Origin of the sequence: Bacillus sp. GZB (assembly GCF_001975995.1) — a bacterium.
GTDB classification, from domain to species: domain Bacteria; phylum Bacillota; class Bacilli; order Bacillales; family Bacillaceae; genus Bacillus; species Bacillus velezensis.
In genome coordinates this window covers 722,720-745,321 of record NZ_MTQG01000010.1, presented here as the reverse complement: position 1 = coordinate 745,321, position 22,602 = coordinate 722,720, and the positions used below count along the sequence as shown (strand labels likewise).

The 22,602-nt window shown below is 46.3% G+C and carries 24 protein-coding genes; 3 read left to right on the top strand and 21 right to left on the bottom strand.

Features of this window, described 5'->3' with window-relative positions; translation table 11 throughout:
• Positions 1-24: 24 nt before the first annotated feature.
• From murD to BXO87_RS03925, 10 genes are all read right to left on the bottom strand, one after another.
• Positions 25-1,380, bottom strand: coding sequence for a UDP-N-acetylmuramoyl-L-alanine--D-glutamate ligase (gene murD, locus BXO87_RS03970; protein WP_012117504.1), 1,356 nt, complete (start codon positions 1,378-1,380; stop codon positions 25-27).
• A complete protein-coding gene (gene mraY / locus BXO87_RS03965) occupies positions 1,381-2,355 on the bottom strand; it encodes a phospho-N-acetylmuramoyl-pentapeptide-transferase (protein ID WP_007409707.1) in 975 nt (324 codons plus the stop codon). It lies immediately after the preceding gene.
• Between the two features lie 107 nt (positions 2,356-2,462).
• A complete protein-coding gene (locus BXO87_RS03960; protein ID WP_003154436.1) occupies positions 2,463-3,935 on the bottom strand; it encodes a UDP-N-acetylmuramoyl-L-alanyl-D-glutamate--2,6-diaminopimelate ligase in 1,473 nt (490 codons plus the stop codon).
• Between the two features lie 195 nt (positions 3,936-4,130).
• Entirely contained in the window at positions 4,131-6,050 is a 1,920-nt protein-coding gene (locus BXO87_RS03955) for a stage V sporulation protein D (protein ID WP_003154438.1), read from the bottom strand.
• A 113-nt stretch (positions 6,051-6,163) separates the two neighbouring features.
• Positions 6,164-8,308 (bottom strand): penicillin-binding protein 2B, encoded by a 2,145-nt coding sequence (gene pbpB / locus BXO87_RS03950; protein WP_038457927.1) that lies wholly within the window; start codon positions 8,306-8,308, stop codon positions 6,164-6,166.
• Positions 8,309-8,314: 6 nt separating this feature from the next.
• Positions 8,315-8,668 carry a cell division protein FtsL gene (ftsL, locus tag BXO87_RS03945; protein WP_003154442.1) on the bottom strand — a complete coding sequence of 118 codons (354 nt, stop codon included), beginning with the start codon at positions 8,666-8,668 and terminating at the stop codon, positions 8,315-8,317.
• A gap of 39 nt (positions 8,669-8,707) precedes the next feature.
• On the bottom strand, positions 8,708-9,643 hold the full coding sequence (rsmH, locus tag BXO87_RS03940) for a 16S rRNA (cytosine(1402)-N(4))-methyltransferase RsmH (protein WP_007409704.1): 936 nt from the start codon (positions 9,641-9,643) through the stop codon (positions 8,708-8,710).
• Positions 9,644-9,712: 69 nt separating this feature from the next.
• On the bottom strand, positions 9,713-10,144 hold the full coding sequence (gene mraZ / locus BXO87_RS03935) for a division/cell wall cluster transcriptional repressor MraZ (RefSeq protein WP_007409703.1): 432 nt from the start codon (positions 10,142-10,144) through the stop codon (positions 9,713-9,715).
• A gap of 125 nt (positions 10,145-10,269) precedes the next feature.
• Positions 10,270-11,889, bottom strand: a complete 1,620-nt coding sequence (bshC, locus tag BXO87_RS03930) for a bacillithiol biosynthesis cysteine-adding enzyme BshC (protein WP_038457925.1) — start codon at positions 11,887-11,889, stop codon at positions 10,270-10,272.
• 86 nt (positions 11,890-11,975) lie between these two features.
• Complete coding sequence (locus BXO87_RS03925; protein ID WP_038457922.1) at positions 11,976-12,857, bottom strand: 2-dehydropantoate 2-reductase; 882 nt, start codon at positions 12,855-12,857, stop codon at positions 11,976-11,978.
• A 162-nt stretch (positions 12,858-13,019) separates the two neighbouring features.
• Between BXO87_RS03925 and BXO87_RS03920 the strand changes: the two genes are divergently transcribed.
• Positions 13,020-13,502, top strand: a complete 483-nt coding sequence (locus BXO87_RS03920) for an N-acetyltransferase (RefSeq protein ID WP_007611262.1) — start codon at positions 13,020-13,022, stop codon at positions 13,500-13,502.
• A gap of 40 nt (positions 13,503-13,542) precedes the next feature.
• Here the strand turns inward: BXO87_RS03920 and gerR are convergent, their stop codons facing one another.
• From gerR to BXO87_RS03905, 3 genes are all read right to left on the bottom strand, one after another.
• Positions 13,543-14,118: a sporulation-specific transcriptional regulator GerR gene (gerR, locus tag BXO87_RS03915; RefSeq protein ID WP_003154450.1), complete on the bottom strand. Its 576-nt coding sequence runs from the start codon at positions 14,116-14,118 to the stop codon at positions 13,543-13,545.
• Positions 14,119-14,277: 159 nt separating this feature from the next.
• Positions 14,278-14,457: a 50S ribosomal protein L32 gene (gene rpmF, locus BXO87_RS03910; protein WP_003154457.1), complete on the bottom strand. Its 180-nt coding sequence runs from the start codon at positions 14,455-14,457 to the stop codon at positions 14,278-14,280.
• 21 nt (positions 14,458-14,478) lie between these two features.
• The gene (locus BXO87_RS03905) at positions 14,479-14,997 is read right to left on the bottom strand and encodes a YceD family protein (protein WP_007611260.1); all 519 of its coding nucleotides are present in this window, start codon (positions 14,995-14,997) and stop codon (positions 14,479-14,481) included.
• Between the two features lie 208 nt (positions 14,998-15,205).
• Here BXO87_RS03905 and BXO87_RS03900 point away from each other — a divergent pair, with 208 nt between their 5' ends.
• Positions 15,206-16,453, top strand: a complete 1,248-nt coding sequence (locus tag BXO87_RS03900) for a nucleotidyltransferase (protein WP_038457920.1) — start codon at positions 15,206-15,208, stop codon at positions 16,451-16,453.
• A gap of 19 nt (positions 16,454-16,472) precedes the next feature.
• Here BXO87_RS03900 and BXO87_RS03895 read toward each other — a convergent pair whose 3' ends face one another.
• Together BXO87_RS03895 and BXO87_RS03890 are read right to left on the bottom strand one after the other, a co-directional pair.
• Positions 16,473-17,495 (bottom strand): SepM family pheromone-processing serine protease, encoded by a 1,023-nt coding sequence (locus BXO87_RS03895; RefSeq protein ID WP_038457918.1) that lies wholly within the window; start codon positions 17,493-17,495, stop codon positions 16,473-16,475.
• A gap of 5 nt (positions 17,496-17,500) precedes the next feature.
• Positions 17,501-18,280 carry a patatin family protein gene (locus BXO87_RS03890; RefSeq protein ID WP_014304961.1) on the bottom strand — a complete coding sequence of 260 codons (780 nt, stop codon included), beginning with the start codon at positions 18,278-18,280 and terminating at the stop codon, positions 17,501-17,503.
• A gap of 179 nt (positions 18,281-18,459) precedes the next feature.
• On the opposite strand from BXO87_RS03890, the gene ylbJ reads away from it, so the two are divergent.
• A complete protein-coding gene (ylbJ, locus tag BXO87_RS03885) occupies positions 18,460-19,686 on the top strand; it encodes a sporulation integral membrane protein YlbJ (protein WP_038457916.1) in 1,227 nt (408 codons plus the stop codon).
• An 18-nt stretch (positions 19,687-19,704) separates the two neighbouring features.
• On the opposite strand, the gene coaD is transcribed toward ylbJ, so the two are convergent.
• The 6 genes from coaD to BXO87_RS03855 form a co-directional block, all read right to left on the bottom strand.
• Positions 19,705-20,187 carry a pantetheine-phosphate adenylyltransferase gene (gene coaD, locus BXO87_RS03880; protein WP_014417707.1) on the bottom strand — a complete coding sequence of 161 codons (483 nt, stop codon included), beginning with the start codon at positions 20,185-20,187 and terminating at the stop codon, positions 19,705-19,707.
• Positions 20,188-20,191: 4 nt separating this feature from the next.
• The gene (gene rsmD, locus BXO87_RS03875) at positions 20,192-20,746 is read right to left on the bottom strand and encodes a 16S rRNA (guanine(966)-N(2))-methyltransferase RsmD (RefSeq protein WP_038457914.1); all 555 of its coding nucleotides are present in this window, start codon (positions 20,744-20,746) and stop codon (positions 20,192-20,194) included.
• Between the two features lie 298 nt (positions 20,747-21,044).
• Positions 21,045-21,317 (bottom strand): YlbG family protein, encoded by a 273-nt coding sequence (locus tag BXO87_RS03870; RefSeq protein ID WP_014417705.1) that lies wholly within the window; start codon positions 21,315-21,317, stop codon positions 21,045-21,047.
• Between the two features lie 58 nt (positions 21,318-21,375).
• A complete protein-coding gene (ricF, locus tag BXO87_RS03865) occupies positions 21,376-21,825 on the bottom strand; it encodes a regulatory iron-sulfur-containing complex subunit RicF (protein ID WP_003154472.1) in 450 nt (149 codons plus the stop codon).
• A 70-nt stretch (positions 21,826-21,895) separates the two neighbouring features.
• Positions 21,896-22,135: a YlbE-like family protein gene (locus BXO87_RS03860; RefSeq protein ID WP_003154475.1), complete on the bottom strand. Its 240-nt coding sequence runs from the start codon at positions 22,133-22,135 to the stop codon at positions 21,896-21,898.
• A 15-nt stretch (positions 22,136-22,150) separates the two neighbouring features.
• Positions 22,151-22,561, bottom strand: coding sequence for a YlbD family protein (locus BXO87_RS03855; protein ID WP_038457911.1), 411 nt, complete (start codon positions 22,559-22,561; stop codon positions 22,151-22,153).
• Positions 22,562-22,602 lie beyond the last annotated feature (41 nt).

Here is a 22,602-nt window from a genome sequence, read left to right as displayed (position 1 = left end):
CTGCCGATGAACAGAGACAAGCCCTTACTTAAGCATATGCACGGCATCTATAAACATGTCACCGCGTTCTTCAAATGTTTTGAACTGATCCCAGCTTGCACACGCGGGTGACAAGAGGATGACGTCTCCTTCATTTGAGAGCGCAAACGCCGCAGATACTGCTTGTTCAACATTATCGACACGTTTGACATGTTGTATTCCCAGCTCATTGCCCAGTTTTTCTATCTTCGGCGCTGTCTGTCCGAACGTCAGGACCGCTTTGACATTGTCCATATACGGTTTCAAATCGTCAAAACCGTTGCCGCGGTCCAGTCCGCCTGCAAGCAGAATAACCGGAGCTTTGAACGCGGAGAGCGCTTTGCTTGTGGCCAAAATATTCGTCGCTTTGCTGTCATTATAAAATTTACGATTCTGGATCGCTGTTACATACTGCAGACGGTGTTTGACACCGGTAAAGCTTGTCAGCACCTTCTGAATCGCTTTATTAGACGCGCCCGCCGTTTTGGCCGCGGCTACAGCGGCTAAAATATTTTCTAGATTGTGCGCGCCCGGCAGTACGATGTCATCAACAGGCAGAATCGCTTCATCGCCGAACATCAGCATTCCGTCTTTAATGAATGCGCCGCTTGACAGTTCCTGGTGAACTGAAAACGGAACGGTGCCGGCTTTTCCGCTTTCGGCAAGCCGCACGACTGTTTCATCGCTTTGATTCACGATGGCCGTATCACTCTCAAGCTGATGAAGATACACGTTCTGCTTGGCTTTTTCATAGTTTTCACGGCTGTGATGGTAATCCAAATGAGCGTCGAACACATTTAAAATCAGGCCGATTTCAGGTCTGAACGCATGAGTCCCCATAAGCTGGAACGAAGAAAGCTCTGTGACGATCCATTCATCACCGTCAGCATGATAAGCCACTTCACTGGCGACAGTGCCGATATTCCCTGCGATCAGCGTCTTTATCGAATCAGCTTTCAGCATTTCATAAATCAGGGTCGTCGTTGTTGTTTTCCCGTTTGAACCTGTAATGCCGATGAATTTTGCATTGGTGATATAATACGCAAGCTCGATTTCCGTCCAGACCGGGATGCCTCTTCTTTGCGCTTCCTCCACCATGATATTTTCATACGGGATTCCGGGATTTTTGATCAGAATGGTAATGTGATGCTGATCAAAAAGTGACGTCGGATGCTCACCGCAGATGACTTCAATTCCTCTTTCTGCAAGCCTTTGGGCAGGTTCGTTCTCTTCAAAGGCTTTTTGATCATTCACGACGACGTTAATGCCTTTTTCATGAAGAATCGACGCAGCCGCATATCCGCTTTTCGCCAGTCCGAGGACCAGAAAGTTTTGTTTTTGCAAAAAAAGTTCGTTTTCCACTTATAACCACACCTCGATGTAAATTCCTAAAACGGCAAGCAGCAGTCCCGCAGTCCAGAATGTGACGACAACTCTCCATTCAGACCATCCGACCAATTCGTAATGGTGGTGAAGCGGACTCATCTTAAAGATTCGTTTTCCTGTCGTTTTAAAGCTGATGACTTGTAAGATAACAGATAAGGTCTCAATAACAAATACTCCGCCGATAATGACGAGCAGAATTTCAAGCTTCGTCAAAATGGCAACGGTCACGATCGCTCCTCCGAGCGCAAGCGAACCGGTATCCCCCATAAATACCTTGGCGGGATGGGCGTTGAATACAAGAAAACCGAGAACGGCGCCGACAACGGCAACCGAGAAAATCGCAACGTCATATTGTGACTGGTTCCACGCAAGGATGGCGAAAGCGCCGAATGCGATAGCCGCGGTACCGGACAAGAGACCGTCCAGACCGTCTGTCAGGTTGACGGCATTTGAACCTCCGACAAGCATAAAGAGAACGAGGATAAAGTATCCCCAGCCGAGATCGATTGACAGATGTGTGCCCGGCACCCTGATGCCGGTTGAAAAATGGCAATAATGATATACTCCGTAAAATACAATGGCAATAATGATCTGGCCGATCAATTTCTGCTTCGACGTCAATCCGAGATTCCGTTTCATTACTACTTTAATATAGTCATCCAGAAAGCCGAGCAGGCCGTATCCGATCGTGACAAACAGCAGAAGAAACATTTCCGCGCTCAGATGCGAAAATTTCTGCGTCATGACAATCGCCGTAATGGCGATGGATACAATAATCATGACCCCGCCCATCGTCGGCGTCCCTGATTTTTTCATATGTGATTTCGGCCCCTCTTCTCTGATACTTTGGCCGAATTTTAAACGTCTTAAAAACGGGATAAGAATCGGAGATATCAGAACACTGATTAAAAATCCCATTATTATTGTAAATAAAATCACTTGCTCAAGCATTGCTCTTTTCTCCTCCCGTTTCGTTCAAACGACATACGTATTTATCATATTCACATTGTGTCCCCGTAATTCTATTCATTTCCCTCATTCTAACACTCTTTCCTGTTTTACTTTTTATTCAGCTCAACAATAGCTCTTCCCGCTACTTCGGCGTCATCAAAGTCGAATGTTTCATTGCCGATCTGCTGATAGGTTTCATGCCCTTTCCCGGCAATCAGAACCACATCTCCCTTTTTCGCGTTGGCAATGGCAAAAAAGATAGCCTGCTCGCGGTTTGCGATACTGTGATAGTAGGTGCCTTCTACCCCTCTTTCCATATCTCTTAATATGGCCAGCGGGTCCTCGCTTCTCGGGTTATCTGAAGTGAAAATCGGTTCGTCGGCAATCCGCACCGCAATTTCCGCCATTTTCGGGCGTTTCGTTTTGTCCCGGTCTCCGCCGCATCCGACGACGACGAAAAGCTTGCCCTCTGTCATGTCTTTGCATGTATTCAGAACGTTTTCCAGACTGTCAGGCGTGTGCGCGTAATCGACGACCACAGGAAACGGCTGATTGTGATTCACCAGTTCAAACCGGCCTCTGACACCTTGCAGCTCTTCAAGAGCGCTTGTGATCGTATCAAACGGCAGACCCGCTGCGATCGCTGTCGCCGCTGCAGCCAGTACGTTATACACGTTGAAGCGGCCGACGAGTGAAACTGTGATCTGCTTTGTTCCTTTTGGCGTAACGAGTTCAAAGCTTGTGCCTTGCGCAGAGATCTCGATTTGTTTCGCCATGACATCGGCATCGTTCTCGATTCCGTATGTAAGGATGTGCGCCGCCGTCACTTTTTCAAAATAAGCACTGGCTTTGTCATCTGCGTTTAAAACGGCCCGCTTCGGCTTTTCATGGTTAAAGGAGCCGCCCAGCTGGGAAAACAGGAGGCTTTTAGCCTGTCTGTAGTCTTCCATCGTCTTGTGATAGTCTAAATGGTCCTGCGTCAGGTTCGTGAATACGGCGATATCATAATCGCAGCCGTGAACCCTGCCGAGTGACAGAGCGTGAGAAGACACTTCCATAATAGCTGTGTCAACATGCTCATCATTCATTTTCTTGAACGTTTTTTGCAGTGTGACGCTTTCGGGCGTTGTATTTTTGACCGGGAATGTCTCATCCCCGATTTTAATGTACATCGTTCCGATTAAACCGGTCTGTCTTCCCGCTTTTTTAAAAATCTCATCAACCATGTGCGTCGTTGATGTTTTGCCGTTTGTGCCGGTGATGCCGATAAGCTGAAGCTGCTTTGTCGGCTGCCCGTAAAACGCGTCAGAAAGAACGCTGAGCGCCCGCTGTGACCGGCGGACGATAATGACAGGAACATCGACGTCAAGCTCTTTCTCGGCAACGATGGCCGCCGCGCCGTTTTCTGCGGCTTTTTGGGCGAAATCATGTCCGTCTACCGTATACCCTTTTATACACACAAAAAGACTCCCTTTTCTCACTTCCCTGGAGTCCATCTCAATTGAAGTTATGTCAGGGTCATGAAAGTCATTTTGAACAGGTTCGGCCATTAAATATGTAAGCAGCTTTGTAAGTTTCATTGTATCAAACCTCTCAGAAATTCTATTCATTCTTTTATCATGATAACCGTTTATAAAAGTCAGAATGGCTTTTAAACATACAGTTCATATTTTAGCGTAAATAAAAGGATACATCCAGTTAATCTTAAAAGTTATCTTCTTTTTTTCTCTTTATGATAAGAGGCAGCCGAAAACAATCGGCTGCCTCAAAAAGACTCATTCTTCACTCAAGTAAACACGGATCTTTGAGCCTTCTTTTACTTTCGTTCCGGCTGCAGGTGATTGTTTCACAATTTTGCTTCCTTTTCCTGAGGAGTCAATATTCAAATTGACAAGCAGCGACTCAAGATCAGAGACAGACATCCCTACAACATTCGGAACCTCTATTGTTTTTGTGTCGTTCCATTGATATTTTTTCTCGATTTGATTTTTGCGCGGTTTCACGCCGAGCTCAGGCAGACTGTCTCTCATCATATTTCCGACAATCGGCGCGGCGACGGTTCCCCCGAATTGAATCGTGCCTTTCGGATTATCAACCGCGACATACACGACAAGGCTCGGGTCATCAGCCGGCGCAAAACCGATAAAGGAGACGATATGGTTGTTTTCGAGATATTTGCCGTCTTTGACCTTTTGTGCGGTACCTGTTTTTCCGCCGACGCGATACCCTTCCACAAAGGCGTTCCGCCCCGTTCCCTGAGCGACGACGCTTTCTAAAGCATATCTGATCTGCTTTGACGTTTCCTGGGAAATAACTTGCCTTTTCGCAATCGGTGATTGTTTCTTAACAGTTTTTTTCGTAACGGGATCAACCCACTCTTTGGCGATAAACGGAGTATAAAGCGTTCCGCCGTTTATTGCTGCGGAAACGGCTGCCACCTGCTGAATCGGCGTGACGGAAACCCCTTGTCCGAAAGCGGTTGTCGCCTGTTCGACCGGGCCGACTCTGTCAAGCGGGAATAAGATCCCCGTTCCTTCCCCTTGCAGATCAATGCCTGTTTTCTTTCCAAAGCCGAAGTCCTTAATATATTGAAACAGCTTTTGTTTTCCGAGCCGTTCCCCCAGCTGTACAAACCCGGGGTTGCAGGAATTTTGAACGACTTCAAGATAAGATTGCGAACCGTGGCCGCCCTTTTTCCAGCATCGGAGGCGGGCGCCGTCGACCTCGGCAAATCCTTTGTCATAAAAGTGGTCTCTTTGCAAGTTTACTTTTTGCTCTTGGAGAGCCGCCGCAAGTGTAATAATCTTAAAGGTCGAACCCGGTTCATATGTGCTCCATACCGGCAGGTTCCGGTTGTAAACGGACGGATCCACCGATTGATAGTCAGCCGGATCAAAATCAGGACGGCTTGACATGCCGAGCACTTCCCCGTTTTTCGGATTCATTGCGACCGCAATCATTCCGTCCGGGTTATATTTCGCCGCTGCATTGTCGAGCTCCCTTTCTATAATCGTCTGAACCTTGGCGTCAATCGTCAATTTCATATCAAGTCCGTCTTTCGGAGGGGTGTAATCATCCGCTTCATCAGGCATTTTCTTCCCCTTGGCATCCGTATAAAATTTCACGGATCCCTTTACACCTTTTAAGTCATCATCATAATAAGCCTCCAATCCGAGAAGGCCCTGGTTATCAATACCGGCAAAACCGAGAACATGGGACAAAAAGCTTCCGTACGGATAATGGCGGATGCTGTCTTCAGCCACATAAACCCCTTTTAAGTCGAGCGCTTTGATTTCTTTCGCTTTTTTATTGGAAATTTTCCGCCCCTCGGGTGAGATTTTTTCTATGGAGGTTTTCTTAGTAATGTGTTTGTAGACCTTCTCTTCCGACATATTTAAAACTGACGCGAGAAGTTTGCCCGTTTTTATGGGATTTTGGATCTGGCGCGGTACGACAAAGACGGTCGGCGCGCTTTTATTAGTAGCCAGCTTCACGCCGTTTCGGTCAAGGATCTCTCCCCGCTCAGGCTCAAACGGCAAATTCCGGCTCCAGGAATCCTTAGCCAGTGAAGTCAGCTTTTCTCCCATCACAAATTGGACATAGCCTAATCTGCTGTCAATGATCAAAAAAATGATTACGCCAAAAAGCAAAACCAGTAATAAACGTTTTCGAACCGTTACATTTGAAACGCGCAAGGGACCGTCCACTCCTTATTTAGGCTTGTTTCAATTTATGCCTCAGCTTGGACACATAGAACGGCGGCGCATAAAAAAGAAGCCCGCGGGCATCCGCGGACTTCTCTGTCCCGTTAATCAGGATTTTTAAATTTCACCTTGATCACGGTATTTTCTTTCACTTCTTTGCCTTTTTTCACACTTTGGCTTGAAGCGTAACCTTCACCGCTCACATCGATGTGAATGCCTGATACTTTGCTGAATTGAAGCACTTCCCGTCTCGACCATCCGGACATATCTGGCATCGTCATCTTTCCGTCTGTTTTTAAGAAGATTTTCTGATTGGTGATCACATCTTCTCCGGCTGTCGGATACTGCTCTTTTACGGCAACATCGCTGCCGATGACAATCGGTGTGAGATGTTCATTTTTCGCTTCCTTCTCAGCGCTCTTGACCGTCTTATCTGTCAGGTCAGGCATCTTTTGGCTTTTCGTTTCTTCCTGACCGGAATCTGATTTTTCCGTCGGTTCGATATTCATGTAGTGGAGACTGTTTTTCATCGTCGGGTTAAAGATTTCCGCGACAGGATCAGAGCTGCTTTGCCCCGCTTTTAATTGCGGCTGCTGCACGGCTACATAGATGACGAGCTTAGGATCATTTTTCGGCGCCATGCCCATGAATGAAAACACATAGTTGCTCGTTCCCTTTAAATATCCGCCCGTCCCGGCGATTTGTGCGGTTCCCGTTTTACCCGCGACGTCAAATCCTTCAATTTTATAAGGTTTTCCCGTTCCGATGTCTGACGTCACGACTTCTCCGAGCAGATTCCGGACTTTTTTCGCCGTATCGGCTGAAATCGGCGTGCCTACTTGCTCTGGTTTTGTCTGCTTGACGACTTTTTTCGTATCGGGGTCGACAATATGATCAATGACGTAAGGTTTCATCATTTTGCCGTTATTGGCAATCGCCGTGACCGCCTGCAGCTGCTGGATCGGCGTTATCGCCGATGCTTGGCCGTAAGCCGTAGACGCTTTGTCAAAATCATATTTGTAGTTAATTTTACTTGATACTTCACCGGGCAGATCAACCCCTGTTTTTTGATAGAGCCCGAATTTGTGCAGGTACTCATTAAACCGGTCAAACCCCAGTTTTTCGTTGGCCAGTTTGGCGAAAGCAACATTGGATGACCTCATGAGGCCGTCATGGAAGCTTGTCATACCCCATCCGGCGCCGTCGTTCCAATCTTTAACAGGTCCGCCTCCCACTTTATATGTTCCTGATTTATATTTCTCGTTTGCAGAAAACACATTTTCCTGAATCGCCGCAGCAAGCGTAAAGATCTTCATCGTCGATCCCGGTTCATATGCGTACGACACTAAGTCGTTGTAATAATTGGTGACGTTTCTGATGTTCGGGTCAAAACTCGGACGCTGCCCCATCGCAAGCACTTTGCCTGTTTTCGGTTCTACGACAGCCGCCATAATTTTTTTCGGTTTATATTTTTCCGCTACTTTCGTCATGCTGTCTTCTAAAAAGGTTTGAATTTTCTGATCAATGGTTAAATATACATTGTCACCGTTTTTAGGTGCGGTGATTTTTTCGTTGCTGTTCGGAAGTTTCCAGCCGGATTTATCACTTTCGTAAGTGACGGATCCGTCGCGTTCCGTCAGATAGTTGTTCAGTATTTTTTCAAGCCCTAAAGAGCCTTGTATCTCGTTTGTTTTTTCATTCACATCGGCATAGCCGAGAACATTTGACAAAAATATGCCGTTCGGATAGTAGCGCTTCGTATCTCTTAAGAAAGAGATACCCGGAAGATTCATTTTTTCGATCTTTTGTTTTTTCGCATAAGAGATATCGCGGCCGGCTGAACCGAATTCCACCTGCTTCGCGCCATCCCTGTTTAAGATGTCCAGAATCTTGCTTTTATCAAGATTGATAACGGTCGCCAGTTTTTCCGCCGTTTTCTCTTTGTCTTTGACATGCTGAGGATGCTTCGGATCACTCGTCATTTTTTTATCAAGTACGGCAATGAGCTTATATGTCGCCGTGTCCTCTGCAAGCACTTTGCCGTTCCGGTCAAGAATAGAGCCGCGGCTCGCTTCTATCGTCCGCTTTTTTTCGTGCTGCTCGGTCGCTTTTGTTGCAAGTTCTACACCGTTTGCTTTACCGGTTAATTGAATGTACGCCATTCTCCCGAGAATGACAAAGAAAAAGAGAGCGAAACAAATACTGAGTATCGCTGCTCCTCTGTTCATAAACTTATTTTTTTTCGGCATGGGTTATCATTCCTGTATGTTTTTCACTTTTTTATCTTTCAGATTCAAACCGTGCTTTTTAGCGATATCCATCAGGCGCTGCGGCTGGCTTAAGTCAGCAGCCGTCTTTTCGAGATCACCGATCTGCTTATTCTTCTCAGATACTTTCTCCTCCAGTTTTTGCACCTCAATATTGGATTGGTACGCCGCGTATGCCTTTGATACGATAAACATTGATGTGGAGAGAACGGCAATGGCAAACAGGACGAGCAGCACCTTTTCCCCTAGTGTAATGGAAGCCCTCTTTTTGACAATCACCTTTTTTTCGGGACTTATCACTGGCCGTTGTTGTTTTTCCTGCTGGTAAGCTAAGTTGCTCATAGGCTGATGACCTCCTTTAATGTTGTCATTTGCTGCCCGTTATTTTCGTTTCTCCGCAATGCGGAGCTTCGCTGACCGGGCGCGGTTATTTTCTTCAAGCTCCTCTTTTGATGCCGTAATGGGCTTTCTCGTAATCAGTTTTAATTCCGGTTCAAATTCTTCCGGTATCACCGGAAGACCCGGAGGCAGTTCGGGAAGTGATGATTTTTCCTTGAATGTCGTCTTGCACATTCTGTCTTCCAGTGAGTGAAAAGTGATCACAGACACCCTTCCGCCCGGTTTCAGCACCTCTATCGCTTGCAAGAGGGCCTCTTCAAATACTTGAAGCTCGTCGTTTACGGCGATTCGAATGGCTTGGAATACGCGTTTGGCCGGATGACCTCCGCTTCTTCTCGCCGGTGCCGGTATCGCGTCCTTTATTAGATCGACCAGTTGGCCGGTTGTTTGAATAGGCGATTTTTCTCTAGCCTCTTCAATTTTTCGGGCGATCTGCTTGCTGAATTTTTCTTCTCCGTATTTAAAGAAAATCCTCACAAGGTCCTCATACCGCCATTCATTTACGACTTCTTTCGCCGTAAGGGCGGCCGACTGGTCCATCCTCATGTCCAGCGGTGCGTCATGATGATAGCTGAATCCCCGTTCCGGTGTATCAAGCTGCGGAGAGGATACTCCTAAATCAAATAAAATTCCGTCAACACTCGTAATGCCGTGTTCATGTAAACACTCTTTTAAATAACGAAAGTTGCTTTTCACCAGAATAAGCTGTCCTTTGTATTCGGACAATGTTTTCTTTGCGTTTTCAAGTGCTGTGTCATCTTGGTCAAAGGCGATCAAGCGTCCTTTTTCCGATAATTGCTGCAATAAATATGTACTGTGCCCGGCGCCGCCAAGGGTGCAGTCCACATAGGTTCCGTCAGGTTTGATATTTAAACCGTCGACGGTTTCACGAAGAAGTACTGTCTTATGCTGAAACATTTGTGTCGGTCCCACCTTTATAAGGAATGAATTGAATTGTCAGTTGTTGTTGTGATGCACGAAGATCCATTATATATCAAATCCAATCATGTTTTCAGCAATTTCAGCGAATGAATCTTCTTGCTCTTCTGTGTATTGTTCCCATATTACCTTACTCCACAATTCAATTCGATTGGAAACCCCGATGACAACACATTCTTTTTCCAGTTTTGCGTAATTCAGAAGAGATGACGCAATATTAACCCTTCCCTGCTTGTCCAGTTCGCATTCGGTCGCACCGGAAAAAAAGAATCGGGTAAATGCGCGGGCGTCTTTTTTGGTGAGCGGCAGAGCCTTCAGCTTTTCTTCAATCAGCTTCCATTCATTCATCGGATAGCCGAAAAGGCATTGGTCCAGTCCTCTGGTCAGCACAAACTGCTCACCGAGGCCTTCTCTGAATTTTGCGGGTACGATCATGCGGCCCTTTGCATCAACAGTATGCCGGTATTCACCCATAAACATGATAAGGACCCCCACTTTCTCCCCTAAACTCACCACTATCCGCCACTTCTCTCCACAACCTCATTTTACACTGTTTACACATAAAAAAAAACCCTGAACTATTCAGGGTTCTTTAAAACTTTATTTCAAAGTTTGACAATCTGATGTTGGTTTTGAAAAGAAAATGGCAGATGTTTGAAGGTTGTGAAGAATTTTGGACCGTAGCGGTTCAGATAATACATCACATTCCAAATCCGTTCCTGCGGAGCGCCGAGCGGTCTGATGCTGTTTTGGATTCTTTCATAGTCACGCAGCACAAAGCCTTCTTTTTCTTCAATTCTTTTCGTTACCGTCCGTTCTAAAAACAAGAGCTGATCTTGAATGAAGGCGGCATTCTTCTGTAAGAGCGGCTCAAGGCTTGAATCGACCTTCAGCGCTTCGTCCCTTGCGCGTTTATGGACAGCTTCAATCTGCGACTTCGCCTGTTCCATTACAGAAGAAAACTCTTCCGGAATCTGCTCTTCAAAATAAGTGTCTTTCAGGTGTCCGGTGCCGTGTTCAATCGCTTCCTGAAGCGGGATATTCCGTTCTGAAAGCTTCTTTTCAATATGGCGCTCAAGAATCGTAATGTTCAGTCTCGGCACTACCGGCGTCATGCGAAAGCCCATTAATGAGAAAGCCTGCTTCAGCTCACCCCAATAATTGATCTCCCCCGGCCCCGCGATAAACGCCAGAGTCGGAATGAGAAACTCCTGCATAAGCGGCCTTGTCACAACGTTATTGCTGAAACATTCCGGTTTTTCTTCCATATGAGTATGAAGCTCGTCGTTCGTCCACTTCAGGTCAAGCTCCTTAATGACAAAAACGCCGTTTTCTTTTTCAATTAAGAAACGCTCTCCCTCGTGTTCGTAAAACAGATTGGCCTGATCTTTGTCCGATTCAATAATCGGGTGATAACCGGCTTCCCGCATAAGACTCTGCTGGTCTGACACGGCTTTGGCAAGCTCATGATTGTGTTTTAAAATCTGCTGAAACATACCCGTTTCCAGCTTTTTAATCCCCGGATCTCCCGAATTCATCAGAATAAGGCCTTCTTCTTGAAACAAGTCGGCGATCAACAGCTCAAAAAAGTCCGTGAATGTCTCTGATGAGCGTAAACATCGCTTCACGTTTTGAAGGAGTGTGTTTGTGTGATCCGTTTCCTCAAAAGCAGCGAACACTTCATCAATCCAAGCCGCGCATTTTTCCTGATCAAGCTCGGTTTTAGCCGCCGATGTTTTTTTCCAGTACGACTGCGGCAGTTTCTGTTTCACCGGACCTTTATTCTCTGCTGACGTATGCACAAAATTGATTTCTTCCAGATCGTGATCTTCACCCGCCACCCAGAAAATCGGAACAACAGGAATCTGTAACGCCTCTTCCTGCTGTCTGGCAAGTACGATAATGGAGATAATTTTATGTATGGTGTAAAGAGGCCCCGTTAAAAGACCGGCCTGCTGGCCGCCTACAACCGCTGCGCTTTTTGGATCTCTCAGTTTTTCGATGGAGGCCTGCATGGCGGCGGAGTGAAATTTTTCGTGATAGGAGGATAAATAATCCGCTAATTCCTCTCTGGCAAACGGCCGCGAAGACAAGTCATGAAGCCGCTTTTGCCATACGTCCTCTGAATGAATATCATAATCAAAAAATGAAGACATGTTTTCTCCATCTATATAGTGCTGCACAAACTTATTTTGACTTTTGATGGAAAGTTCAGTTAGCTGCATCTGTCTGGAACTTCCTTTCTCCAATAAATAGTTAGGTTTCCGAAATGAGTATAGCATGTTACCGGAAAACCTCAAAAGACTTTGTTTCAGTTTCTTTCTAACGCTTTTATGCTGCGATGTAAAAACGTGAGATGAACGGCCGGCAATCCGCGGCTTTCCGCTTCTTTTACAAGATAGCCGATAATCGCATCGGCCTCTGTCCGCCTGCCTGCCATGATATCGACGAGCATGGAAGAATGATTTTTTTCCGTCAGTCTGCACACTTCGCAAACCTTGTTCCACGCTTTTTCTCTATCGGCGAGGCCAAGTATTGTCTCCGCTTCTTCAAACACGTTTCTCATATATTTTTTGTAAGCGTCATTTGTTACCAGCTCTCCGTTTTTCACGCGCAGCAATGCAGTTAACGGGTTAATGCATACATTTATGATCAGTTTTCCCGTTAACAGCCGATACCAGTCGTTTTCATCATATACGGGAAAATCCCGGTGCATGCCGGAAAAGATGCTTTTGAGCGTTTCCGGCCGGGAAGCGCTGAATACACTCCACCTTACGGCTCCCACTCCCGTATGTTCAACGGCATGATCTGATATCTTTTTTGCTCCGTGCTCAACAGTGCCGGCATAAAGCGAATGATCCGTATGCCAATCTTTAATGTCGTGTATGTGTCCCATGCCGTTTTGCAAAAACAGCACATTCGTCCCTTTTATCGTCTCAAGATCCCGCAACACCGCACTTAGCTGGTGCTGTTTAACGGCTGCGATTAAGAGGTCGAATCCGGAAGTGATGCCTGTTTGCGCACTGCATGCCGCCGTACATTCTATTCCGTCTTTCAAAAGCCGTATACCGCCTGAGTTAATCGCATCAGCCTGCTCCGTCCGCCGCGTAATGACCGTTACCTGATGGCGGGACGATAAGTAGTAAGCACATAAAAGGCCTACCGCTCCGCCGCCGATAATTCCGATTTTCACACTGTCACACCCTATATCTGCATTTTTCCATATTATCATAGCAGAAGCCGCCGCAAATTACTTCAATTTCGTTTTGAGCAAAAAGACTGGCAAGCATATTATAGTTGGAATTTTCAATTAAAGCGTTTACAATAATGGTAGAACACAACAAAGGGGGAGTTTGTGTTGAAAATAGAGCGGCTGCTCATCAACTTTAAGACACTCGAAGAATTTAAAAGGTTTAAGGAATACGGGATGCAGGAGCTGTCGATGCTTGAAGATCTTCAGGATAATATCATTGAAAATGACAGCACCTCGCCTTTTTACGGGATTTACTTCGGGGATAAACTAGTGGCGAGAATGAGTTTATATCAGGTAAACGGAGGCGCGAATCCGTATTTTGATCAGCGCCAGGACTTTTTGGAACTTTGGAAGCTTGAGGTTCTTCCGGGCTATCAAAACAACGGATACGGAAAAGCGCTTGTTGATTTTGCAAAATCCTTCAGAATGCCGATCAGGACAAATTCACGCATGAAATCTGCAGATTTCTGGGATAAGATGAATTTTGAGCCGGTTAAATATGATATGGCGCGTGATAAAGGAGAAAATCCTTATATCTGGCATCCCGATATGGACGGTGAAATGACATCCGGAGAAACGGCATAATAAAAAACCGGCCGGGCCGCCGCCCCCAGGCCGGTTCATTTTACAGGCTCTGCGCCGATTTTCTGTCGTCTTCTTTTGAATTGACCATTCTTCTCGCTCTGTCCATAATGTCAATTAACGCTTTATAATCTTCTTCCGTCATCTCCAGCTTGTTTCTCAAGCTTTCATTTTCCTCACGCAGATCCTCGACTTCTTTTTGCAGCGCGGTCAGCTGTTCTGTGAGTTTTTCTTTTTCATGACGCACATCCGCTGCGGCCGGCGACTCTTTAAATTGCTGCAGAAACAAAATGACATCATCAATGGACAGCTCTTTTTCTCCTTCCGCCCTGCGGATCGGAGGCTGTTTGACGGTTCCCGGCAGATTGGCGGAATGCACCCCGATCTGCTTTCTTAATTCCTTCCGCTGTTTTTTCGCCAGTTCTATCCCTGACTGATATTGTTTTCTGACATAAGAATTCCATCTGAACCCGCAGGCGGCAGCCGTTCTCGTCAGCGCTCTGCCGACTTCTTCAAAAGCGGAAAGCTGGGTCCCGCCTTCCCGAATATGCCTGAGCACCACTTCGGCCAGCAGCAAATCTTCATCTTGCGTCCACGCGTCTTGTCTCGTTATCGTCAATCGTATCTCCCTCCATATTTGCTCATTTACCTCATACATATGCCGCTGATAGATTAGATAGACTACTGGCGCTCACAATTTTTTCGGCGTAAGCAGGCCGGAGGGGCAAAAAAAAAAGAAAAGCGCAGGAACCGAGATTCCCGCGCTTTTCTTCATACATTAATTGCTTTTAACATTTATGTCTTTGCCGTTGTATGATCCGCATGCTTTACATACACGGTGAGACAATTTCATCTCTCCGCATGACGGGCATTCTGTCATACCAGGTACATTTAGTTTGAAATGTGTACGGCGCAATCTTTTTTTCATTTTAGAAGTTCTTCTAAAAGGTACAGCCATTATTCCCACCTCCTTAAAGAGTTAAGATTCATCATCTTGTGTTAAGAGCTTTTTCAGATCCGCAAGTCTGGGGTCGATTTGATTTTTCTTGTCTTCCTCAGAAATCACTTGCCAATCCTTCCCCACTTGGGGAGCGGCTCCTTCTTTTTGTTCAGTTTCACAAAAGACTTGCATAGGAATTTCTAAAAGAATCTCTTCTTTTATGATCGGAGTTAAGTCGACGATATCGTCTTCAGCAATATGAACGTCCTCATCTTCTATATCATCCGACTTATGAAATCTAAACAGTTCTTTTGTCGCGATTGTAAATGGATACGGCACATCAACTAAAGTTCTTGAGCACGGCAAAACCATTTCGCCTGAAATCGTAAAGTCAAACGAAACTTGCTTGGATTCAATCTCCGCGCGGCCCTTCACCCGGACGGGAGAAATGCGGCGGATGTCAGAATTCAATTTTGTCAGCTCATTTAACTCAACTGTTTCATCAAATTCAAAACTCTTTTTCGCCATTTGATGAAGCTGATAAATCGTCCATTTCATTTGTATCACCTCAGGAAAGCAACAAACATGATTATAGCTTTTCAGAATGTTTTTGTCAATATTTTTTCTTTACAGCATAATGCCGCCGTCATGCAATCGTTGACAGCCGGATAGGCTATGCATACACTAAACGAAACGGACTAAAATATGCACTTCATTTGCAAATGTACCACACGAAGCAAAACATAGCAAGAAAGGCGGGACAAATATGAAAGCAGTCGGCCTGGTTGTTGAATATAATCCCTTTCATAACGGACACCGCTATCATGCGGAACAAGCAAAAATCAAAACGGACAGCAGCGTCGCGGCGGCGGTGATGAGCGGCCCTTTTTTGCAGCGCGGGGAACCGGCCGCCGTCTCAAAGTGGGCCCGGACAAAAATGGCGCTGGAAAACGGCGTGGATATCGTCATTGAGCTCCCTTATATATATGCCGTACAAAAAGCGGAATTATTCGCGCGCGGCAGCGTTTCGCTTCTTCATCATTTAGGATGCAGCAGCTTGTTTTTCGGCAGCGAAAACGGGCGGATCGAGGCCTTTATTGAAGCGTCTGAAGCGTTCAGCCGAAAGGAAGATGACTGCAACCTGATTCTGAAAGAGGAGCTGAAAAAGGGTCTCAGCTATCCGGCCGCCGCCTCAAAAGCTTTTTCACACATATTCAAAGGGCGGGACATGCTCGATTTGTCCAAGCCGAACAATATTCTCGGTTTTCACTACGTTAGAGCGATTCACACCTCCGGTTCCGCTATGCAGCCTTATACGACAGCCAGAATCGCTTCCCAGTATCATGACGCCGAGCTTCCCGGAGATAACAGCCGGATAGCCAGCGCAACAAGCATCCGGAAAGCACTGATAGAAAAAGGAACGGCGGCCGCAAGGAGCTTTCTCCCGGAAGCGTCTGCGCGTGAGCTGGAGGCATACAGAAATTCATACGGAATATGGCACAGCACGGAAGACTATTTTTCATATGTAAAATACAGCCTCAGCACTCTTTCCGCTGAAGAATTGAGCCGAATCTATGAAGTGGAAGAAGGCCTTGAGCACAGAATTCTGCGCACCATCAGACAAGCCCGATCCTATCGCGAAATGATGGAACGATTGAAAACAAAACGATACACGTGGACGAGGCTGCAGCGGATGAATACGCACATTCTGACACGGACGAAAAAGGAAGACATGCATCGGCTCTTACAGCCTTCAAGCGCTCCTTATATCCGTCTTCTCGGAATGACGAAAAAAGGACAGGCGTACCTGTCAGCAAAGAAAAAAAAGCTTACCGCACCTCTCGTCAGCAAGCTCTCTTCTTTCTCTCATCCCGCTCTGGATCTGGACATACTGGCGGGACGGGTTTACAGCCTGCCGATAAACGAACCTGAGCGCACATTGTTTGAGAAACAGGAATTTTCACAAGCCCCGATCCGCTATGATGAAGACGAAAAGCGTTTTTTGAATGCGTAAAAAAAAGCACCTGACTGTATCAGGTGCTTTTTACTTTCAGCTGATCCAAATAGTCAAGTGCGTCCTGCATGGTGTCGACAGGGACGATCTTCATATCGGACTTGATTGCTTTCGCCGTTTTTACCGCATTTTTGTAATCAGAATTTTCAGCTCCGTTTTGATTCGGCGCAAAGAAAATATCTTTTCCCGCTTTGTCTGCGGCGACGACTTTCTGATCGATTCCGCCGATCGGTCCGACTTTGCCATCCACGTCGATTGTCCCCGTTCCGGCTATATTATAGCCTTTTGTTTCGTCAGGTTTTGTCAGCTGGTTGTAAATTTCTAAAGACATCATGAGACCCGCAGAAGGCCCGCCGATGTTTTCAATGCTGAAATGAAGATCCGGCTTCACTTTCACGTTCCGGTCCGTATATAATGCGACGCCGATTCCCGCTCTTTTCGGGTCGTCCGGGAATGATTTCAGCACAATGTCAACGGTCTTTTCTTTCGTGTCCCGTTCAATGTGAAACGTTACTTTTTCCCCCGCTTTTTTGCTGCTGATATAATCAATCAGCTTTTCAGCGGATTCGTATGTTTTCCCGTCCGCGCTGATGATTTTATCACCGACCTCTATTTTTCCTTTTGCCGGCATGTCAGAGACGACTGAGCTGGCATAAATGCCGTTAAATGAGTATTTCACCTGTCTCCCGGCTTTTTGATAAGCGGCAATGACCGCGTTTTCTTGGGAGCTTTTCATCATTTGCAGCTGGCGCTTCATATAATCCGAGTCCGATTCGCCCTCTTCTTTTATGCTTTCATCAGAGACGATTTCATCGTAAGGATGCACTTTCGCCCAAAGATATGTATACGGATTGGCGGGGCCTACTTTGACAGTCATCAAGGAAAGGCTTCCTTTTTCAGGATAGCCTCCGTCCACCTTAATCAGCGGTCTCAGCTCTGATGCTTCTCCCGGCTGTGTGATGTAATACGGAAGCTTAATAAATGTAACAGCGATTAATAAGATCAGGATGATAAACACCCAGCGAAAATGTTTTGCTTTCATATGAGCTAGCCCTCCCAGTTCTCTATTTCTTGTTTAATCCGGCCGATCATCCGGTCTGCGGCTTCTTCGCCCGCTGTGATCATATGATCAATGTTGGCAAAAGAACTTGAGCTGAATGATTCAAGAGAAGGGCGGATCATGACGTCTGCGGCAATGGTCTGGTGACGGACCAATTCATTTTGCAGTATATCCATACTTTGCATGATTACATCAAAAATATGTGCCGCCTTTTCCGTTTTTTTCACCCGGGATACGTCAGAGGCGATGACGATATCAGCACCCATATCTTTTACGGCGGAAACCGGGATTCTGTCGACCACCGCGCCGTCGACTAACATACGTCCGTTCATTTTTTGCGGGACGAAAACGCCCGGTATGCTGATGCTCGCGCGGACGGCTTCGGATACTGAACCTTTCGTAAAAACAAGCTTTTCGCCGGTCTGAAGGTCGCAGGCCACAATGCCGAGCGGGATCCGCAGTTCTTCTATCGGCTTGCCGTACGTATAGGCATGAACGAGCTGCCTGATGCGGTCCCCTTTTAAAAATCCGAGCCTCGGCATCGTATAATCCGCGTACAGCCGCCGCTTAAATGCTTTGGCGACTTTTTTCATCGTGGCCACGTCATGCCCGGCCGCATAAAAGCTCCCGACTAATGCTCCCATGCTGCTGCCGGCAATCATATCAATTGGAATCTGATGCTTATGTAAACTGGATAACACTCCGAGATGAGCGATGCCTCTTGCCCCTCCCGAACCTAACGCTAACCCGATTGTAGGTTTGGCCAACGCGACGAACCCCCTAATAGACATCCTATACATGAATTCTATGGTCTAAATTGAACCCCTATGCTCGTATATTAGTACAGGATGACAAATAGGTACTTGCCCGGCCGCCTTTAAGGTCTGTTCTATATTTTATCATGATATAAATGTCAGTGTGCAATTTTAGCATCGGGGAGGTAAGAATGAATTTGTCTAAGTTTCATACATTTTTGATTTCATTGTTTTTCATTTTTTTGACGGCGACGGTTATTTCACACCCTCAGGCCTCATTCGAAGCCTCCAAAACCGGTCTTTCCATGTGGTGGGAGGTAGTTTTTCCTTCATTGCTTCCGTTTTTTATTCTATCTGAGCTTTTAATCGGATTCGGCATTGTCAAGTTTGTCGGCCTTTTACTCGAACCCTTTATGCGTCCCATTTTCAGAGTGCCGGGGGTCGGCGGATTTGTACTGGCTATGGGCATGGCTTCAGGCAATCCGGCCGGCGCGAAGCTGACTGCACGGCTGCGCCAGGATAAACAAATCTCCAGAGTAGAGGCTGAACGCCTCGTCTCTTTTACCAATTCATCCAATCCGTTATTTATATTCGCTGCTGTGGCAGTCGGCTTTTTTCATAACGCGTCTCTCGGCATTCTGCTGGCATCGGCTCACTATCTCGGAAACATCGCTGTCGGCCTGACGATGCGTTCATACGGACGGAAAGAAGAAGCGGCGTATACCGGTAAAAAGACGATCGCTCTCCCTTCTCTGAAGGAAGCATTTCTGGCCCTCCACAAGGCGCGGCTTTCGGAAAAGCGGCCGCTCGGAAAAATTTTGGGCGACGCCGTCACCTCTTCTGTACAAACCTTGCTGATGGTGGGCGGTTTTATTATATTGTTTTCGGTTTTCAGCCGGTTATTATCAATCGTACAAGTCATGGATGTGCTTTCTGTATTTACAAATGCGCTGCTTTCGCTTTTTCATCTTCCGGCAAATCTGGACATCCCTCTTATCAGCGGGATGTTTGAAATTACACTTGGGAGCAAGCTGGTCAGTGAAGCTGATGCCGCCTTGCTGCCGAAAGCCATGATTGTGAGTTTTATTCTCGGGTTCAGCGGCCTTTCCGTACAGGCCCAGGTAGCCGGCATTTTATCGGAAACAGATATCCGCTTTAAACCGTTTTTCGCGGCGCGTATCCTTCAGGGCATTTATGCCGCACTCTTTATTCTCTTACTGTGGAAGCCGCTTTACCTTGCGTTGGACGAACCTTACCAGTCCGTATTCCTCCCTTTCCGCGATCAGGAAGCGGGATCTGCTGCCGTCAGCGGTTGGAATACACTTGTTGAAACCGGTCCCGCCATCACGCTGACAGCTCTCGCCGTATACGCATTGATTTATTGTTACAGGCTGTCAGTACGGACAAAAAAAGGATGAGACGCCAATCAGCGCTTCTCATCCTTTAAATTTCTGCTTCAGCGCCTGTTCAACTTCCGGAGGAACAAACTCTGAAACAGGCCCGTTATATTTTGCGACTTCTTTTACGATGCTTGAACTTAAAAAAGAGTACTGATTGTTCGTCATCATAAAAAAAGTTTCTATTGATTCGTCGAGCACGCGGTTGACGGAAGTCCCCTGCATCTCATATTCGAAGTCAGAAACGGCTCTGAGCCCCCTGATAATCGCCTTCGCCCGCTTTTTTTTCGCATAGTCGATTAACAGTCCCTGTGACGTCTCGACCGTAACATTCGGAATGTCTTTTGTCACTTCTCTTAACAGCTCACATCGTTCCTCAACTGTAAACAGCGGCTGCTTAGAAGAATTATTGAGCACGCATACGTACACCTGCTCAAACACGTTTGCCCCCCGTCTGATAATGTCCAGATGTCCGTAGGTAACGGGATCAAAACTTCCGGGACATACAGCTATACTTGCCACATCATTACCCCCTATTTCGGTATATCGTCACTCCTGTAAGCCCGTAAATTTCCCTTCTTGTTACAGAAAGCGCGCCGATGGCTTCAGGAAGCGCAACGGCTTTATCATGCTCGGCTACGACAAAACCGTCTTCATTCAGCATGTTCTGCTCATCAATCATTTCGATAAGCGCTTTCAGCTTTTGTTCCTTATACGGAGGATCTAAGAAAATTCCGTCAAAACCTTTTTCCCGTTTCGCCGCGGCATAGAGGGCCCGCTCTGCATCATTGCGGTATACTTCCGCTGAAGACAGCAGATCAAGCGCTTTGATATTCGCTTTTACCGTTTGGATGGCTTTGAAATCACGATCCACAAAGATACAGCGGTCAAATCCGCGCGACAGCGCTTCAATCCCGAGACCGCCGCTCCCCGCAAACAAATCCAGCCCCGTTCCTCCGTCAAAATACGGGCCGATCATATTAAAAATAGACTCTTTTACTTTATCCGTCGTCGGCCTTGTTGATGTGCCCGGCACAGCCTTTAAGGCTCGTCCTTTTCTTGAACCGGAAATTACTCTCATTATTCACACCACTTTTTCTGAAAACTTTGATGTTTCTCATCGGCTGAGCCGTTATGTATAAAAACAATCCCTATCTTATCATAAAGCATTCTTTCAAACAATGAACGTGAAATCGTGTATACATATTCACATTCCTGTCAAGACTACGTGTAACAGCATCAATGAATGATGTTGTTGCCAACCGCGGAGAAGACTTACGTTTCCCCATAAGTTCTTCCTCCGGTTTCTCCTCTCCCTTTTCCTTCTCCTTAACTTGTTAAGGAATAGAAGGACCCCGCAGGTATCTGCGGGGATTTTTTTATATGCCGATTTTATAATCGTACTCTTTCGCTTTATCAAGCTTTGATTCAAATTCCAGCTTTAAAAAAGGTTTATAAGAAGGCTCTACCTTCTTCACATAAGAATAAGAAGAAATCTTTTCCATTGTTTTTTCGATTAGGTCCATATCGCAATACAGCACAACGTATTTCAGCCGCTTTGAAACATAATGAACGTTGCCGAATTTTCTCAGCATTTTGCTGTGTTTTAAGGAATGCAGATATACGATTATGCCTTGGCGCTTATTTTCCATCATGATCACCCGCCTGACTTTCTGTTCATTTTATGTAAAAGACGAGACGGCCGTCTCGTCAGGAAACTTTGCATCCGCAGCCGCCGCCGGAACCGCAGCCGCCGCCGCAGGATGACAGGCCGTCAAAATAAGGATTCCCCGTCGGCACTTTTACATGCTCCGAGACGGCCGTTCCGAGTTCAATGCTGATCTCGTCAAGCAGCGACTGAAGCTCAGTCTCCGCTTTTTTAAATTCGGCCACCTTATCGTTTAAATCCAGTTCCCGCTTCATTTCTCTCATTTTGCGGGAAATCTCTCTATAATCAGGATGGTATTTGCCAAAGCGCTGCACATCCTCATACTGCTCTTTAACGCTCATAAAAGAACGAATGATCCGCCCTGCCTCTTCATCTTCACGGAGACGCTTGTAACAATCGCGGTAATTTTCAGCCGTCTCAGACTGCAGAATCATGCCGGCAAGCTGCTCCGCTTCACTTTGAAGCTTGACGGACTCAATTGTTGCATACATAAATACGCACCTCCAGTTGCTAGTTTACCATGAAACCACCCAATTGGAAAATGCGGCGTTTAAACGCTTTTTAATCCTGTGAACGCATGGCGTGAACCATCTGCATCATCATCTGCGCCATTTGAATCCCGTTTGAGAATTGGCTTACCCGATGCGGTATCGTCTTTTCATAAAAATTCATCATGTCAAGCTGAAAGGAATTGAGATCGTCCGGTTTTCTCGCAAGTCTGCGGTACCAGACGGGGCGCTGCCGTATAAACCGTTTCCGTTCCTCATCTGCGGATATGAATTCCTGAACCTCTTTTCGCATACACGATCCCCTTCTTTAATCCTTCCTGAACGAAAAAGGATGTTGTCCGGAGCCTTGCCGGGGCTGCTTCGTGCTGCTCCCCGAAAATTGGCTTAAAAGGCTTTGCAATGATGAAATGGATTGGCTCATTTTATTGATCTGCTCATTCATTTGGTTGATATCCATTTTTTTGACGGCAGTGACCATTTTTGAAACGAAATCGTTTTTTTCAGCTGGTTCCTGTTTGGTTTCCGCGTCGGAAGAAGGCTGAACGGCCTCGTCTTTAAAAGGGTTCCATATCGGATCATCCTCGCCCAGAAGCACCCAATTTTCATAGACTTCCTGCCAGCTTCTTTGTTCCTTGCGAACATTTTGGATCAGTTTGGGATGCTTTTTTATGAATTGTTTAAAATCATCGATTGATTGCCGTGATTGCTGATTCGCCACAATTCTCACCCCCTCCGAAAAGTTTTGCCTGCTATAATGTA